The 16,637-nt window shown below is 54.8% G+C and carries 14 protein-coding genes; 5 read left to right on the top strand and 9 right to left on the bottom strand.

Annotated elements, in window-relative coordinates:
- Positions 1-50 precede the first annotated feature (50 nt).
- Both NSS64_RS30385 and NSS64_RS30380 read right to left on the bottom strand, forming a co-directional pair.
- Positions 51-1,481, bottom strand: coding sequence for an ABC transporter substrate-binding protein (locus NSS64_RS30385; RefSeq protein ID WP_341142548.1), 1,431 nt, complete (start codon positions 1,479-1,481; stop codon positions 51-53).
- Between the two features lie 367 nt (positions 1,482-1,848).
- Positions 1,849-2,853 (bottom strand): LacI family DNA-binding transcriptional regulator, encoded by a 1,005-nt coding sequence (locus tag NSS64_RS30380; RefSeq protein ID WP_036728109.1) that lies wholly within the window; start codon positions 2,851-2,853, stop codon positions 1,849-1,851.
- Positions 2,854-3,200: 347 nt separating this feature from the next.
- On the opposite strand from NSS64_RS30380, the gene NSS64_RS30375 reads away from it, so the two are divergent.
- The 4 genes from NSS64_RS30375 to pepT all read left to right on the top strand — a co-directional run bounded on the left by NSS64_RS30375 (position 3,201) and on the right by pepT (position 7,820).
- Positions 3,201-4,244 carry an LLM class flavin-dependent oxidoreductase gene (locus NSS64_RS30375; protein WP_340946812.1) on the top strand — a complete coding sequence of 348 codons (1,044 nt, stop codon included), beginning with the start codon at positions 3,201-3,203 and terminating at the stop codon, positions 4,242-4,244.
- A gap of 502 nt (positions 4,245-4,746) precedes the next feature.
- On the top strand, positions 4,747-5,721 hold the full coding sequence (locus NSS64_RS30370; RefSeq protein ID WP_341142547.1) for a hypothetical protein: 975 nt from the start codon (positions 4,747-4,749) through the stop codon (positions 5,719-5,721).
- 28 nt (positions 5,722-5,749) lie between these two features.
- Positions 5,750-6,409, top strand: a complete 660-nt coding sequence (locus NSS64_RS30365; RefSeq protein ID WP_341142546.1) for a sortase — start codon at positions 5,750-5,752, stop codon at positions 6,407-6,409.
- A 178-nt stretch (positions 6,410-6,587) separates the two neighbouring features.
- On the top strand, positions 6,588-7,820 hold the full coding sequence (pepT, locus tag NSS64_RS30360) for a peptidase T (RefSeq protein WP_341142545.1): 1,233 nt from the start codon (positions 6,588-6,590) through the stop codon (positions 7,818-7,820).
- Between the two features lie 104 nt (positions 7,821-7,924).
- On the opposite strand, the gene NSS64_RS30355 is transcribed toward pepT, so the two are convergent.
- The 4 genes from NSS64_RS30355 to hxlA form a co-directional block, all read right to left on the bottom strand.
- The gene (locus NSS64_RS30355; protein WP_445322089.1) at positions 7,925-9,058 is read right to left on the bottom strand and encodes an NADH-dependent flavin oxidoreductase; all 1,134 of its coding nucleotides are present in this window, start codon (positions 9,056-9,058) and stop codon (positions 7,925-7,927) included.
- Positions 9,059-9,153: 95 nt separating this feature from the next.
- Positions 9,154-9,528, bottom strand: a complete 375-nt coding sequence (locus NSS64_RS30350) for a winged helix-turn-helix transcriptional regulator (protein ID WP_340946324.1) — start codon at positions 9,526-9,528, stop codon at positions 9,154-9,156.
- A 145-nt stretch (positions 9,529-9,673) separates the two neighbouring features.
- Complete coding sequence (gene hxlB / locus NSS64_RS30345; protein WP_341142544.1) at positions 9,674-10,231, bottom strand: 6-phospho-3-hexuloisomerase; 558 nt, start codon at positions 10,229-10,231, stop codon at positions 9,674-9,676.
- 7 nt (positions 10,232-10,238) lie between these two features.
- Positions 10,239-10,871 carry a 3-hexulose-6-phosphate synthase gene (gene hxlA, locus NSS64_RS30340; protein ID WP_341142543.1) on the bottom strand — a complete coding sequence of 211 codons (633 nt, stop codon included), beginning with the start codon at positions 10,869-10,871 and terminating at the stop codon, positions 10,239-10,241.
- 246 nt (positions 10,872-11,117) lie between these two features.
- On the opposite strand from hxlA, the gene NSS64_RS30335 reads away from it, so the two are divergent.
- Positions 11,118-12,497 carry an MATE family efflux transporter gene (locus NSS64_RS30335; protein ID WP_341142542.1) on the top strand — a complete coding sequence of 460 codons (1,380 nt, stop codon included), beginning with the start codon at positions 11,118-11,120 and terminating at the stop codon, positions 12,495-12,497.
- A 105-nt stretch (positions 12,498-12,602) separates the two neighbouring features.
- Here the strand turns inward: NSS64_RS30335 and NSS64_RS30330 are convergent, their stop codons facing one another.
- The 3 genes from NSS64_RS30330 to NSS64_RS30320 all read right to left on the bottom strand — a co-directional run bounded on the left by NSS64_RS30330 (position 12,603) and on the right by NSS64_RS30320 (position 16,611).
- Complete coding sequence (locus NSS64_RS30330; RefSeq protein WP_341142541.1) at positions 12,603-13,928, bottom strand: extracellular solute-binding protein; 1,326 nt, start codon at positions 13,926-13,928, stop codon at positions 12,603-12,605.
- A gap of 123 nt (positions 13,929-14,051) precedes the next feature.
- Positions 14,052-14,852, bottom strand: coding sequence for a response regulator transcription factor (locus NSS64_RS30325; protein WP_036728093.1), 801 nt, complete (start codon positions 14,850-14,852; stop codon positions 14,052-14,054).
- Positions 14,815-16,611, bottom strand: coding sequence for a cache domain-containing sensor histidine kinase (locus NSS64_RS30320; protein WP_341142919.1), 1,797 nt, complete (start codon positions 16,609-16,611; stop codon positions 14,815-14,817). The genes NSS64_RS30325 and NSS64_RS30320 overlap by 38 nt, the downstream gene beginning before the upstream one ends.
- Positions 16,612-16,637 lie beyond the last annotated feature (26 nt).

Here is a 16,637-nt window from a genome sequence, read left to right as displayed (position 1 = left end):
AAGACCGCCCCTTCAACCTCTTGGCGTCTAAGTCCCATGCTGCCTGGTTCTTAGTTCTTCCAGCCTGACTGAATCTGCTCCAGGGCCTGATCCAGCGTAGCGGTTCCGCTCACATAGTCAGTCATGCCCTTCCAGAAGGTACCTGCACCCACCTTGCCCGGCATCAGGTCCGAGCCATCGAAGCGCAGGGTTGAAGCATCCTGTACCAGCTTCGCCATCCGGCGGTCGGATTCGGACTGGTACCAATCCAGGGAAGCATCATTCATCGGGGCAATGACACCGCCGGATTGCACCCAGCTTTTGATCGATTCGCCAGTAGTGAAGAACTCCATTACAGCGCGTACTTCAGGGCGGTCATTGAACATAGCGTAGATGTCGCCTGCCACCAGGACCGGCTTGCCGTACTGCTCATCAATCGGCGGAAGATAGAACCAGTCATAGTCTGTATCCACCTTGGCCGTTTCCGGGAAGAAGCTGGTAATGAAGTTCCCCATCAGGTTGAACCAGGCTTTGGGCGGATTCTCGAACATCGGCTTCGGAGCATCGCCGAAGGCAGTAGTGACAATGGATTTAGCACCGCCGTAGACATAATCCTTGTTCAGCCAGATCTTGGACATCACTTCTACCGCATTCTTCACTTCTGGAGAAGTGAACGGCAGTTCCCCGGCTACCCACTTGTCGTAATTCTCAGGCGTCGTGGTCCGCAGCATGATGTTCTCTACCCAGTCGGTTGCCGCCCAGCCGGTTGCCGCGCCGCTCTCAATACCGATTGCCCAGGCCGGATCACCGTCTTTGGCGATTTGCTCCGTCAGGGCCATCATTTCATCCCAGGTCTGCGGAACCGTATATCCCGCTTCGTCAAATTGCTTCTTCGGATACCAAACCAGGCTCTTCACGTTGCTGCGGTTCCAGATCCCGGCCATAATCTTGCCATCCTTGCCGTCCATGGTGGACATATCCAGCCAGCTCTTATTGTAATTAGCCGTCAGCTTCGCCTGATCCAGCACCCCGGTCAGATCGATGACCTTACCTGTCTTGGCAATGGAGGCCAGCAGACCGGGCTGCGGGAAGTCCGCGATATCCGGCGCATTGCCGCCATCGACCCGGATATTAATCGTGGCTTCGAATTCCTTGGAGCCTTCGTATTGAATATCAATGCCGGTCTTCTCTTCAAATTCCTTAATGCTGCTCTCGAACTTCACCTGGTCCGCATCGACGAACGGTCCGAACATCGTGACCTTCGTGCCTTTATATTCACCCTTCATCGCCAAGTCTAATGGACTGCCTGCCGCAGCGGGATCCGGACTCTCTGTTGCTGCTGCGTTGTTATCTGCTGAAGGTGCGGTTGTTGGCGCTTCTGTAGCTGCCGGCGCCTGCGTTGGTGCAGCATTGTTATTGCCGCCGCAGCCACTGAGCATCATGGTGAAGGATAGACACAGCACCATCGCAAGTGACAGTTTACGTGCTGGAGCTTTCTTCATTGTTTCATACATCCCCTTTAATTGTTTTTAGAGATTGCATTAAGCCAGCTTCATTACCGGAATTCCTTCCGGCAGCGCAGCAACTCACCCCCTTATCGAAATTCACGGACAACAGGCACCCACACCCATTACAACCGCTAATTCAAACGTATATTTTCCATATCACACTCACATGTATGCGCTTCCAATAGTGTGTTAGTACCTTCTGCTGTGGGTACGTTTCCTGAAATGGTTCCCGGAACGGTCCCGAAACAATTAGCTCATATTCCTGTAACGCATTATTCTGAAAAGCTTTTCAGAATAATGCGAAGAAACCGTGCTGCCCTATCCCCAGGCAGCCGTGCTTCAGCCCGCAGGAACTTACATCTCATTTCTCACGCGAGGATTCTCTTACGATTAGCTTATGCTCCATCTTCTCTTTCATGACAGCCACCTTGCCCGTAGTCAGCAATTCATGCAGCTTCTCGGCTGCCCGGTACCCCAGCTGATAGATAGGCTGTGCGATGGTTGTCAGCTTCGGAATGAACATCCCCGACATCCGCAGATTGTCGAAGCCGATGACCGACACTTGCCCGGGAACCAGAATATTGCGGTCCTTTAAGTAAGAGATCGTTCCCATGGCGAACTCATCCGCTACACAGAATACAGCCGTTAATTCCGGATATTCAGTGAACAGCTCGTGCGTTGCCTGATAGGCCTGCTCAAAGCGGTGGTTAGCGTACTTGATTTTGCCGATATTACGCTCCAGCCCCGATTCGCTCAGGGCTCTCACGAACCCCGCCATCCGCGGTGGCCCGGACACCGAATTATCATGATTGAAGCCGATCATCCCAATCTCTTGGTGCCCCAGCTCAATCAGGAATTTCACAGCATCATACGCCGCCTTCTCATCATCCACCTCGACCGACGCTACCTCGTACTCATCGGAATGGGAGGAGACCAGCACGAATGGAATTCTGCAGCCTATAAGCTTCTCATAATACTCAGGGTGCAGAATATCACTGGCGAACACAACACCATCCACCTGCTTCTCATGAAAAGTATCCATATAGGACAATGTCCGCTCCTTGTCACGGTCTGTATTGCAGATCATCAGACTGTAACCGAGCTTAATGCAGGCATCCTGCATTCCCCGGATCACCCCTGCGAAATACAGGTTCTCAATATCAGGAATGAGTAGCCCAAGAGTGAATGATTTCCTGTAAATTAACCCCCGTGCGAATGCATTAGGCTGATACTTGAGCGCTTCTATCGCTTCGATGACCCGGCTGCGCTTGCTCTCCACGACCGTATCCGGGGCATTCATTACACGGGACACAGTGCTGATGGATACTCCGGCCATCTTGGCGACATCTCTGATTGTTGGCTTCATAGTCTGACTTCCTTCTTATTCTTTTAGCCCGAAACGTGTGCCCTCCTTACCAGGGTTGGCCTTGCCGCTTAAGTTAGAAAAGCTTTTCAAAGCGATTATAGCAAGGCTCCCTTAAATTGGCAAGCAAATTGTTATGCGCTTACATTTTTGCCTGCGGAGCCCTTGCTTTACGGTTATAACTGTCCAAATTCAGTCCAAATACTCCAAATTCATCCCTTCAGTAACTGTACCTTTCCCCCTTCAAGTTCCCTCTCCCCGTCATGCCGCTTACTTAAAGTGTGTAAATTATATTATTTCATGTTATAATTGGCGGGTATATTGATTCATGGCTGCAAATAATGCTACTGATGCGGAATGCATCTACTATAGGAGGGATTCATGTGAAGCAATTGCACGACATACCATTCTCCGTACTGGATTTAGCCCCTATCCGGGAGGGCGGAACGGCGGCGGATTCTTTTCATAACACCCTTGATTTGGCCCGTCATGCTGAGAAGTGGGGGTATAACCGCTACTGGCTGGCAGAGCATCATAATATGACCGGCATTGCCAGCTCCGCTACCTCCGTGGTTATCGGACATGTGGCAGCCGGAACTAACACCATCCGCGTTGGTTCAGGCGGCATCATGCTCTCCAACCACGCACCGCTTATGATTGCAGAACAATTCGGCACGCTGGAATCCTTGTATCCCGGACGGATTGATCTGGGTCTGGGCAGAGCCCCCGGCTCGGATCAGGCGGCAGCCAGAGCACTGCGCCGCGGCCTCGGCAGCGATGGCAGTGAATTCCCCGAGCAGCTTAGCGAGCTGCGGGCATATTTCGACCCCGAAGGATCAGGCTCCCGTCCGGCCGGTGTCCGCGCCGTGCCCGGTGAAGGGCTGAACATCCCGATCTGGCTGCTCGGCTCCAGCGGCTTCAGCGCCCAGCTTGCGGGCCAGCTGGGTCTGCCTTTTGCTTTTGCCAGCCACTTCGCACCGGATTATCTGCTTCCGGCCCTGCACCTGTACCGTACCAGCTTCAAGCCTTCAGCTGTACTCGACAAGCCTTATGTTATGGTGGGCTTGGGAATTACGGCAGCGGATACGGTAGAAGAAGCGCGCAGACTTGCCACTTCCCAGCAGCAGCAATTCCTTAACATTATCCGTGGCCGCACCGGCAAGCTCCAGCCGCCTGTAGACAGTCTGGACGGAATTTGGACCTCCCAGGAGAAGGCGCTGCTCATGAGCAAACAGCAATACTCCATTGCGGGCGACCAGGCCCTGATCGAAGAACGGCTGCTCCAGATTCTTGAAGAGACCCATGCCGATGAGTGGATTATCGCTTCACAGATCTATGATCACTCTGCCCGCCTGCATTCGTATGAGCTTGTGGCCGACCTGTTGAAGAAGTAATACTGCCGATTTTATTGAATTAATCAGCCCGTACAACGGCCTGCGCAAACCCCGCAGGTTAGTTATACGGGCTGTTTTTGTGCAGCAACCACGAGTTTTCCGCAATCACCATGTTCTTTATAACATACAATAAAATGCAATAAACAGAGAAATAAAGAGATATCCGTAGGTATTCGGACTTAAATCTAATTTCAATAGAAAAAGTAGCTAAATTCATTAAATTCAAACCCCTTTTTCGGTTTTTCTTTATACCCATTTAAGATTATACTGTAGTTAACATTCGTTATAACGAACGATAGCGCATTTTGACCATTCCGCCCCGTTCACGCCCGTTCAGGCTCATCCAGACCCGCTCATACTCGTTCTTATTTATATTATTGCTTCAATTAATAGTGGTTCTTCAAGAAACCACTTTATTCGACAAACTATGATTTAGAAACGCGAACCGGGGCGGATTGTGGCTGGTGGCTGCCGAAGGTCCGCACAGGAAGGGGCGGGGAGAGTGAAGAAGAGACATACATCCATAATTGGCGCTTATATTCTGGCCGTTCTGGCAGGTGTAATCTGGCATGCCGGAGGGGTCAGCGCTGAGGATACGATCAAGCTCACCGTCAACTCGCATACAACCAGTACGGCAACTATGAAGAATATGCAGCCGGGAGATACGATGGATGCGGATTATAAGATTATCAATGACGGAAATGATCCGTTCGATTATTCAGTTGCCTTCCAGTTCCGCTCCGGGGACGCAGATCTGTACAATATTCTGCAAATGACCCTGCAAAAAGAGGGAGTAATCCTCTATTCAGGGGTAATGAGCGAAGCCGCGGGGGTAGTGAGCATCGGCTCGCTTGCCGGAGGGGAAGAGGAAGCGATTGAAATGAAGGTGCTGTTCCCGCCGGAGGCAGGCAACGAGTTCCAGGAGAAGGCGGTAAGCGTGGCCTTTGAATTCACGGCAACTGCTGCGCCTGCGCCGACAGCCAGTCCGACCTCTACACCGCAATCCACAGAGGAGCCAACAGCTACAGTAACGCCTATGCCTACGTCAACGCCCGGGTCCTCCAGCAGCCCTGGCAGTACACCGCCTGCTGCAACAACAGTCCCTACAGCCTCACCGGCCGGCAGTGCATCGCCTGGCAGCTCAGCAGCGCCATCACAGGCACCGGCAACTGCTACGGCAGAACCGGATGGAGTGAGCGTAAGCGAAGAGCCTGTTCCGCTAGGGGCAGGAGAGGAAGACGGCGGCAACCGTCCGTCCGCAACTCCTGATTCCGGAGCCGCTGCACCCGGCAGCACACCAGCCCCTTCACCGGGGAAAGAGGTCAACCTCACAGACGACACGCTTCCGCTGGGCGGGCCGGAGGAAGACGGCAGACTGCCGGACACAGCCAGCCCTTGGTACAATCTGATTGCGGCCAGCCTGGTTGTCGCCATGATTAGTGTGCTTGTGCTCCGCAGGCTGGGCCAGAAGAAGTAACTTTATGTAGATGTAAGGAGGAGAGAGCATGAAGATACGCAGCGGGTTCACTTTAGCCGTCAAGCTGATCTTCCTGCTCTCTGTGTGCGTTATGCTGTATTCCGCCTTCCAGATCCTCCAAGCGCCCGCCGAAGCCCGCGAAGCCCTGAGAATCTGGGACAAAAAGAGGGAGGAAGCCCAGAATCCCGTAAGTTCCGAAGAAGAAATACCACTGCCTGAAGGTATGGTCAGCAGCGCAGAATCACCAAAAGGCGACAAACCTGCTTATATAGCAGGAGAGGTAATCGGGGAGATCTATTTTCCGAAGCTGAAGAAGCGGGTCGCCATTCTGGAGGGAACCGGACGGGCGGAGCTTAAGCAGGGTGCCGGACATGATGAAGCAAGCGCCGCCCCGGGTGCCTCCGGGAACAGCGTCCTGGCCGGACATCGTGACACTGTCTTCCGCAGCCTCGGGGAGCTGGAGCCCGGAGACACGCTTGAGCTTGCGACAGCAGATGGAACTTTTACCTATGAAGTGACCGGCAGCCGGATTGTTGATGGAGATACGCGGGGAGCGGTTAAGCCCAGCAGAGATCCCCTTCTCACCTTGATTACCTGTTACCCGTTCTCTTATGTAGGCTCAGCGCCCGACCGCTACCTGCTCTCGGCCAAGCTCGTCTCCAGCCAGCTGCCGGGGCAGCAACCATAGCCTGTGTTCCCGTCTCCTTCTTCCGCTTACCTGCTGCCTTCCTCGTTCCAACTTGCCCCCCGCTCCCCGTCCCCAGCCAGCATCCCCCCTCTCACTCCTCATCATCCGCCTAAAGTATGAGACCCGGGCCGGATCGTGATAATATAGACATACGAAGCTGAAGAGGAGATGACCCGCATTGAAGGAAGAATTAATTAGACGTTTTGTATCGTATGCTGAAATGGATACCCAGTCGAATGAGGACAGCGAGACCTGCCCGTCCACTCCAGGCCAAATGGTACTGGCGCATAAGCTGGCAGAGGAGCTGCAGGAGCTGGGACTGACGGAGATTACGGTGGACGAGCATGCCTATGTCATGGCCTCGCTGCCCGCCAACACAGATAAAGAGGTTCCGGTAATCGGCTTCCTGGCCCATCTGGATACCGCTACAGATTTCACCGGCACGAATGTGAAGCCGCAGATTGTAGAGAACTATGACGGGCAGGATCTGGTGCTGAATGAAACGCAGAATATCATCATGTCCACGAAGAGTTTCCCGGAGCTGAGCGGTTACAAGGGGCATACGCTGATTACGACCGACGGCACCACCCTGCTGGGGGCGGACAACAAGGCGGGCATCGCTGAGATCATGACGGCTATGGCCTATCTGCTGGCGCATCCGGAGATTAAGCATGGCAAGATCCGGGTCGCTTTTACCCCCGATGAAGAAATTGGCCGCGGCCCGCATAAGTTCGACGTTGCCGCCTTCGGCGCTTCCTATGCCTATACCGTGGACGGAGGCCCGCTCGGCGAGCTGGAATACGAGAGCTTCAATGCTGCCGCCGCCAAAATCAGCTTCCACGGAGTCAACGTACATCCCGGTACAGCCAAGGGTAAGATGATCCACTCGTCCAAAATCGCCATGGCCTTCCATCTCCGCCTGCCCGCCGGTGAAGCCCCGGAGTTCACAGACGGCTACGAGGGGTTCTACCACCTGATCTCCATGCAAGGCAGTGCCGAACACAGCAAGCTGCATTACATTATCCGTGATTTTGACCGCGACAGCTTCGAGAACCGCAAATCGAATATCGCTGCGATTGTGGAGGAATTCAAATCTACGTACGGAGCGGACAACATCGTGCTGGAGATGAATGACCAATACTATAATATGCGTGAGAAAATCGAGCCCGTCCGGCATATCGTCGATATCGCCCGGGAAGCGATGGAGGGTCTGGGAATCACGCCGGTTATCCGTCCAATCCGCGGAGGGACTGACGGCTCACAGCTCTCTTATATGGGGCTGCCTACACCGAATATATTCACCGGAGGCGAGAATTTCCACGGCAAATTTGAATACGCCTCTGTTGACGTAATGCTGAAGGCTGTACAGGTTATCGTTGAGATTGCCCGTCTGGCGGAGCAGAAAGCGTAAATAAGATTATATTAAAAACAGCAAAAACCCCGTGCTGCCCTGGAAACAGGGGCGCACGGGGTTCTTCTATTGCTTTGGTCACAGACCGTTATCCGTCTGTTACTTTATTGCTTAACCGGCAGCCAGCCCGGCGTGTTCACCAGTGCTCCCCAGAGGTAATCCGGGATCACAAGCTCTGTCTGGGCGTTCGGATCAAGCTCTGTCTTAATCTCATCGGCCCGGCCCCCGGCCAGCTTCTGCACCCAGTCCGGTTCAATCAGCAGCGGGCGGCCCAGGGCCACCAGGCTGATGCCGCTGTCCAGACTCTTCAGGGCATCGGCGGCAGAGTAGAGCGAGCCTACGCCAATTACCGGAGCCTTGCCTCCCGCCCGGTCTACGATCTGCTCAATGCGCGGACGGCTGTCCTCCGTTCCCCGGTGCGGCAGCGACCACAGCTCCATAAGGGAGGCATGCAGGTAATCCAGCCCTTCCGCTGTCAGTGCATCGATTAGGGCAAAGGTCTCCGCCATCGTAATCCCCGGCGTCTCCGGCTCTTCAGGCGAGAAGCGGTAGCCTACGAGGAATGCACCCTCTGCATGCTGCTTCACCGCAGCCTTGACACTGCGCAGAACGGCCAGCGGGAAGGCGAGTCGCTTCTGCAGATCCCCGCCCCAGCGGTCTTCGCGTCTGTTGGAATGCGGCGAGAAGAACTGCTGCAGCAGATACCCGTTCGCACCGTGAATCTCGACGCCATCGAAGCCGGCCTCGATCGCCCGGCGCGTCGCTTCACCGAAATCAGCGATAATTCCGGTAATCTCTTCGTCTGTCAGCGGGCGCGGAACCGTACCCTGTCCGCCGCCCGGCAGCTCAGCCGGCACATCGCTTGCACTGACAGGCTGCCCGTCAACCAGCTGCTCCGGCGGGCATTGGCGTCCGCCATGGAAGATCTGGAGCACGGCCTTCGCTCCTTCGCCCTTGATGGCCTCCGCCAGCTCACGCAGGCTTGGAATCAGCCCGTCATGGTCAGCTCCAAATTCGCCCGGGAAGCCCTTCCCGCCGCGTGAGACATAGACACACGCGGTAATAACCATCCCCGCCCCGCCCGAACGGCGGATATAATAATCCAGCTCCGGCCGGGAGACGGTTCCATCCTCATTGGAGGAGAAATTAGTCATCGGCGCCATGACCACGCGGTTCTTCAGTTCAATCCCGTTCTTGAATTTGAACGTCTCCAGCAGCGGGCTATATTCTGTCTTCAGCATACCTACCAGCCTCCATTTATTTAAATCTTCACGAATGTTAGTATACAACTTAATTTTGCACAATACAAACATAGCGCCTTCGTTTACAGCTGCTATCTATCACAGTGAGGCGCATCTTTCCAGATCACCTGCTCCCCGTAATTCTTGCCCCAGTCATACATCATACGCAGCACCGGCATTAGCGTATGTCCATACTCTGTCAGGGAGTATTCTACCCGCGGTGGAACCTCCGCATATACCTGCCTGAATACCAGCTGATCCTCCTCCAGCTCGCGAAGCTGGTTGGTCAGCATTTTCTGGGTGATATGGGGAATCAGCTTCTTCAATTCACTGAACCGCTTGGTCCCTTCCAGACCCAGGTGCCACAGAATAATCAGCTTCCACTTGCCGCCGATCACAGCGAGCGTAAGCTCCTTCTCGCAGTTGATCTCCTTCAGGTTGATACGGTCTTTAATTTCAGTTGCCAAGATCCAGCCCCCTTCCGGCTATAAATCATACTACCAATTCCATCATGGGCCGCACATAGGCAGCAAAGGATGCCCTCCCGTCAAGGAAAGCATCCGTGTGATAGCTTTATTGTATTCCAAGCTCTATTCTATTCCAAATCGCATGCTATTCCAAATTGGCATGCTTGCCGAACATCCGGCCGGAGGTCTGCCCCGTCTGCTCCATGATCCGCAGAATGACTGCATCATAGAATACAAGCAGCGTCTGTTCAAACAAGGAGGCCATCGGCTGCAGCGTAGTATAGCCGCCGTCCGGCCGTTCCTTCGGAGCGCCAGGCAGCTTAACTGTATAATCTGCGAGACGTCCGATCGTCGAATCCGGCTGAATGGTTACGAGGACTACAGCTGCTCCGATTGCCTTGGCTTTCTCAGCCATGGAGACTAGTCCCTTCGTCTCGCCTGAGCCGGAACCCAGTACAAGCACATCGCCGGGGCCAATGCCCGGCGTTACTGTCTCTCCGACCACATAAGCTGTCCGCCCGGCCTGCATCAGCCGCATGGCGAAGGCCCGGCCCATCAGGCCGGAACGCCCGGCACCGGCCACGAAGATCTGACCTGCGCGCAGCAGCAGCTCCGTCAGCGCCTCGCCTTCTCCGGCATTCAACCCGGAGATGGAGCCTTCCAGCTCCTTCACAATTTCCTGTGCATAATGCTGCGTGTCCATGGCTGCCTTAAGCCTGGCTTACAAGACGCTTCATTTCCGCCGCAGCCCCTTTCATGTCTGCTTCGCCGGTAATGCCGCCGCCCACGATTACCAGATCAGGCTGCGCAGCAATCACTTCAGGCAGCGTACTCAGCTTAATGCCGCCGGCAATTGCGGTCTTGGCCCGGGTAACCACGCTCTTAATATCTCTCAGATCCGCGAAGGAATTCTTGCCTTCAGCCTGATGGTCATAGCCGGAATGCACGCAGACATAATCCACACCCAGCGCATCCACTTCAGCGGCTCTGGCTTTGAGATCCTTCACATTAATCAGATCGACCAGGATCTCTGCACCTGTCTTCTTCGCTTCCTCCACCGCACCGCGGATCGTCGAATCATCGGACACGCCCAGCACTGTCACGATGCCCGCGCCTGCTTCCACTGCCTTCATGACCTCATATCCGCCGACATCCATGATTTTGAGATCGGCCAGCACCGTAAGCGCCGGAAAAGCTTCCTTGATCGCCTTTACCGCATGCAGCCCCTCATTAATAACCACCGGTGTTCCAATCTCAACGATATCTATAGATTCGACAACCTCTGCAACAACCGCCTTGGCTCCGGCAATATCCACCAGATCGAGTGCTAACTGTAATTTCATATGTGTAAGTTCTCCTTATCCGTAAATTATTTTAGGAAGTGTTGCTTCTCAGTTTAGGGATATACTGCCGATTAGGGAAGTAGGCACTTTTAAGTGAGGTAGTCACCTGGAGGATACTATTGGGCGGCGCAGGCGGATTTTCAGGCAACATGTCTGAAATCCTACTGCATTTTCACAACAGCTGTGCTACCATACATTTGATTCAAAGATTCACAGCCATAAGTAATCCTAATAAGAAGGTGTATGATGGAAACAAGCAAGCCCGCAACATTCAACTTAATGAAGCTGACCTGGCCGATCTTCCTGGAGCTGTTCCTGTTCATGCTCATGGGCAGTATGGATACCTTCATGATCAGCTCTGTGTCCGATGATGCGGTCTCCGGTGTCGGAGCGGCCAATCAGATTATTGCCATAGCCATTCTGGCACTTAGTGTCATCGGGAACGGCGCGGCGATCGTCGTGTCGCAATACCTCGGCTCCAAGCAGCCCAAAGAAGCCGCCAGAGTGATCGGCAATGCAGTTACCCTGAATCTTGCGGTAGGGATTATACTCAGCACAGTCATGCTGCTGCTCGGAGGCCATCTGCTGCAGGCGCTGAACGTGAAGGGTGACATTCTCGCCTACGCCCGCTCGTATATCAACATTGTCGGAGGCGCGATCTTCCTGCAGGCCCTCATCAACGCGCTGGCCGCCACCATCCGGACCCACGGCTTCACCAAGCAGACGATGGCGGTATCGCTGCTGATGAACGTTATCCATGTCGGCGGCAACTATCTGCTGATCTTCGGCCATTTCGGGCTGCCTGCGCTCGGCGTGGAGGGTGCGGCCGTGTCAACTGTGATCAGCCGCTCCATCGCTCTCTTGATCTTCTTCCTGCTGCTCTACCGCATTATGGAGGTACGCGTGAAATGGAGCTATTACGTTCACCTCTCCAAGAAATACGTGCTGCAGATTCTCAAAATCGGTATTCCGTCCGCCTTCGAATCGGTAATGTACCAGTGCTGCCAGCTCGTCTTCACCCTGTACATCACCTATTTGGGGGCCGAGGCCATGGCAACCCGCCAGTATGCGGTTAATATCTCGAACTACATCTTCCTGTTCAGCGTAGCGGTAGCAATGGGGACCTCAATTATTGTCGGGCATCTTGTAGGTGCAAAACGGACGCAGGAGGCTTACTCACGGGTGTTCACGAGTGTGAAGTGGGCGCTGCTGGTCACAGTCCTCATGGATCTGATCGTCATTCTGTTCCGCAAGCCGCTGCTGGGCCTGTTCACGGATAATGAGCTGATTATCGCCATGGGCGCCCAGGTCATCCTGCTCAGCTTCTTCCTGGAGACCGGACGGACCTGCAATCTGGTCATTATCAACTCGCTGCGCGCGTCGGGCGATGCCAAGTTCCCGGTCTACATGGGCATGATTTCCATGGTGTGCATGAGTCTGCCGCTGGGCTACTTCCTGGTGTTCACACTTGATCTGGGTCTCGCCGGGGTATGGCTGGCCACAGCGTTCGACGAATGGGTGCGGGCCGTCATTATGTACTTCCGCTGGAAGAGCAGGGCCTGGGAGAAGCATGGCCTGATCCAGCACGAACCGCCGGAAGCCGCCCCGGCAGCTCCGGCGCACTAACTCTGCGGCAGCCCCTCAGGCCGGCTCGCACACAAATAAGGGATGCTAATCAGCCACCGGAAATACGGCTGATTAGCATCCCTTTGTCGTAAGCTTGTCCCATGCTCAGTTCCCCTTGGCTACTGCAACCTTATGTCTGGCTGCGAACTGCTCCGGCGTGACTGCTTTGCCGAACAGCGCCTGGATCATATCCAGATGGACCTGGGCAGCATTCGGCTTCATCTGCACATCCGCGAACAGGGTAATACTGCTGGCATTGTTCAATTCATTCAGCAGATCCACGTATAGCTGCGGCAGCTCCTCATTCGTGGTATCGACCTTGGTCGCCGGAATCACCCCCGCGCTGGTCACTGAAGCCTCGCCCCATTTGAAGACGAAGTATTCGACAAAAGCCTTGGCCTCCTCCTTCACCCTCGACGATTCCGCTACGAACAGTCCGACACCCGGACCGCCTACCCAGTCCCCCGAATTCCCCTTCCCGCCTTCCACTGTAGGGAATTTGAAGAAGCCGACCTTGTCCTTGAAGGCCTGCGGAATCTCCGGGTTGGTCGTGAAGTTGGGCAGCTCCCAGGTACCGGTCAGGTACATGGCCGCCTTTTCTTCCATGAATTCCGATTTGCCCTCATCATACGACAAGCCGTTGAAGCCGTTGTTGAAGGCGTTCATATCGACGAGGTTCTGCACTTCCGCCGCAGCCTGCACCAGTCCGGGATCATCGAAATAGCCCATCCCCTTCGTTGCCCGCTTGAGCGTCTCACTTCCGGCAATACGGTCCGCCAGATACATATACCAGAGCGAGCCTGTCCACCGGTCCTTATTGCCCAGCCCCACCGGAGGCACACCATGACTGGAGAGCGCTCTCACAACTGCCTTGAACTCCTCATACGTTGAAGGCACCTGAAGATTATATTGGGCGAAGATCTCTTTATTATAAAAGATCGGTGAGATGTTCATCTCCAGAGGCAGCGCATAGGTCTTGTTATCGACAACATAAGACTCTGTAGTGCTCTTCAGGAACTTATCCTTAAGCTGCCCGCCATGCAGGATGTCATCCAGCGGAGCGAATAATCCGCCTCTTACATAAGGCTCCATGAAGCCGGCTGCCCAGGTTATGCCCACATCGGGAAGGTCATTGGAAGCGGAGAGCACCTTGAGCTTGCTTTTATACTGCTCATTCTCCAGCACATCCTGCCTGATGATAATACCCGGATGCTCCTTCTCATATTCTGCGATAATCTGGCTGACCAGCTTATACTGCTGCGCGGAGAGTCCGGCGGGCCAGATGTGCATCATATGAATGGTTATTTTGGGGGAAGAGGCACCGGTAGCTGCAAGCTCACTATTATTGTCTCCCGCAGAGCCGCAGCCTGTCAGAACAAGCAGCCAGATGCAGGCCAGGAGCAGCCCCTTGGTCATGTGATTCCTTCGCATTGCCATTGCCTCCCCATCTCACATTGCAAAAGGCCGTAATTATCCATGTAATCGCTATCATTCAAATTCTAGCATCGTACTCCGAGGCAGATAAGGGCACATTTATTGGCTAAAATACCACATTTATTGGATTTCCTGTGCTCCGCCCTTCATCTGCTGACGGTACCGGCTCGGGCTTATCGCCTCCAAGGACTTGAAAACCTTAATGAAGTATTTATCCGTCCGATACCCTACACGCTCTCCAATCTCCCCGACCGGCAGCGCGGTCTGGAGCAACAACTCCTTCGCCCGCTGAATCCGCAGACGGGACAGATATTCCGTGAAGGAGACCCCGGCCTGCTCCTTGAACAGCACGCTGAAATAGCTGGCATTCAGGTGAATCATCCCCGCTACCTCAGCCATCGTCAGCTGTTCGTGCAAATGCTGCTCCACATAGGCAATTGCCTCCTTAACCGGCTGCCCCATCCCGGCTTGCTCCGGGTCAATCTCCAGCAGCTTGTGATCCACCAGCTTCTCCAGCTTCACATGGCGCTGCTGCTCCTCCTCCCGCTTCAGCGCATCCTCGACCACTGTCAGCAGCTCGGACTTGTCCAGCGGCTTCAGCAGATAATTGACTGCCCCCAGCCGCATCGCCTGCTGCACATAATCGAACTCCGCATAGCCGGAGATGACAATGATCACCGGCTTCCGGGGAGCTTCCTGCAGCGAATGGATCAGATCCAGCCCGCTCACCTCCGGCATGCGCACATCTGTGATCAGCAGGTGGACGCGCTCCTGCCGCAGCCGCTCACGCGCTTCCACCCCGTTGTCGCAGGTCTCCACGATATACCTGCCTGCCGCCCATACTTCCAGCGTCTGCTTAATCCCCTGACGCGTTCTTGGTTCATCATCTACGATTAGAATCGTCTTGTTGCCCAGACTCATAGGTATCCCCTCCATTGCTTGGAATCTCAAACCTTATTACAGTCCCCTCAGACCGCCGGCTCTCTACGATCAGCCCCTCCGTCTTCATGCCCGCTTCCGCATAGTACAGCTTCAGCCGCCGCTGCACATTCACCAGCCCCACTCCACTGCCCTTGGCAGAGACCGGCGGCCCGCCATCCAGTGCATCTCGCAGCGCCAGCAGCGTGGCCTCATCCATACCCGGCCCGTTGTCCGACACCTCAACTGAGGTCCACCCCTTGCGGGAGGAGGGGGTGATTATGACTTCAATCACACCCTTGCCGACTCGGCTCTCCACGCCATGGAGAATGGCGTTCTCGACAATCGGCTGAATCAGCAGCTTGGGTACCGGTACAGCAGCCTCATGCGGGTCAAGCCTGATGTCCCAGGACAGCCGCTCTCCCATCCGCATCTCCATAATCCGCAGATACCGCCTGATCTGCTCCACCTCTTCACTCAGCGCGACCCATTCATCCTTGTTGTTCGGGCTGCCCATAATGTAGCGGAAGAGCCTGGACATCATGACCACTAATCCCGCCAGCTCCTCCTCCCCCTTCTCCTCCAGCGACCAGTTGAAGGCCTCCAGTGTATTGAACAGGAAATGGGGATTGATCTGCGCCTGCAAGGCTTTCAGCTCGGTCCGGCTCTGCAGGACCTCCTTCTCATAGACCACCCTGATCAAATCATTAATATTAGCCACCATACCGTTGTAGGTATTATTCAGCTCCCGGAGTTCCATGGTAGATACCTTCTGCGAGTTGGGGGTCAGCACTCCCATGCGGGATTTGCGCATCGCCCGGATCAGGTGAATAATCGGCCGGGTAATCATTGTTGACAACAGAAAGGATATAATCAGGAACAGCAGGGTTCCGATTCCGCCTGACACCAGCAGCACCGTCCGCAGCACGGACAGTCCCTTGGTGACATAGCTGACAGGTGTCAGCACCAGCAGCGTCCAGGAGGTCTTGTCCGAGCGCAGCTTGACCTGCACATACTCCTTGCCCCGGAAGCTCACCGTCTGATCCCCGCTCTCCAGCAGTGGCAGCAGATCCTCCTGCGGCGTTCCGCTGCTCCCGAGGAGCTGTCCTTCATCATTCACGAGCAGCACAGACTCTCCGCTGTCACTGCCGGAGAACGGATCGTCGAGCTGGAAGTAGCTGCGCTGGATGCGGGCCATCAGGTAGCCGCCCCGCGAGAACCAGCGGTCCATCAGGCTGACCTGGCGGATCGCCAGCAGGCTCTGTTCATCATGCGGATCAACGCCGATCCAGACCAGCCGCCCCTTCTGGGCATTAGCCTCACTGATATGCTGCTCGTTAATTCTGCTCTCCAGGCTTCCTTCCTTAATCGGGAACAGCAGCCTGTAATCAGCGGTATATAGCTCCAGTGAGCCTACGCTCGGCATGTACGCCTGATAGCTGGAGACAATCTGCAGCAGCGACTGGCGCTGATTGAAGGACACCTCATTGCCGTTCAGCTCCTCCAGCAGCAGCTGTTGAACGGTAGGATGATTGGCCACCTGCTCCATCAGACCGTCAATCTGGCCAGTCAGCGCATCCAGCCTTCCGTTGGCCTGAACCGCCGTCTGCTGGATGTGCCGCTCTGCATTATTTTTGAGCAGAATAGAGACACGGTCATACACAAATGCTCCGGACACCAGAATAATAATGAGCATCACCAGCAAAAAACCGATGAATATCTGATTGCGCAGTGTGTTGAGCTCTCTGAACCTCTGAAGCATCAGAATTCCTTCTTTCGTTGGCAGCG

Source organism: Paenibacillus sp. FSL H8-0122 (assembly GCF_038005345.1).
Classification (GTDB): domain Bacteria; phylum Bacillota; class Bacilli; order Paenibacillales; family Paenibacillaceae; genus Paenibacillus_AQ.
This window is presented reverse-complemented; position numbering and strand designations above follow the sequence as displayed.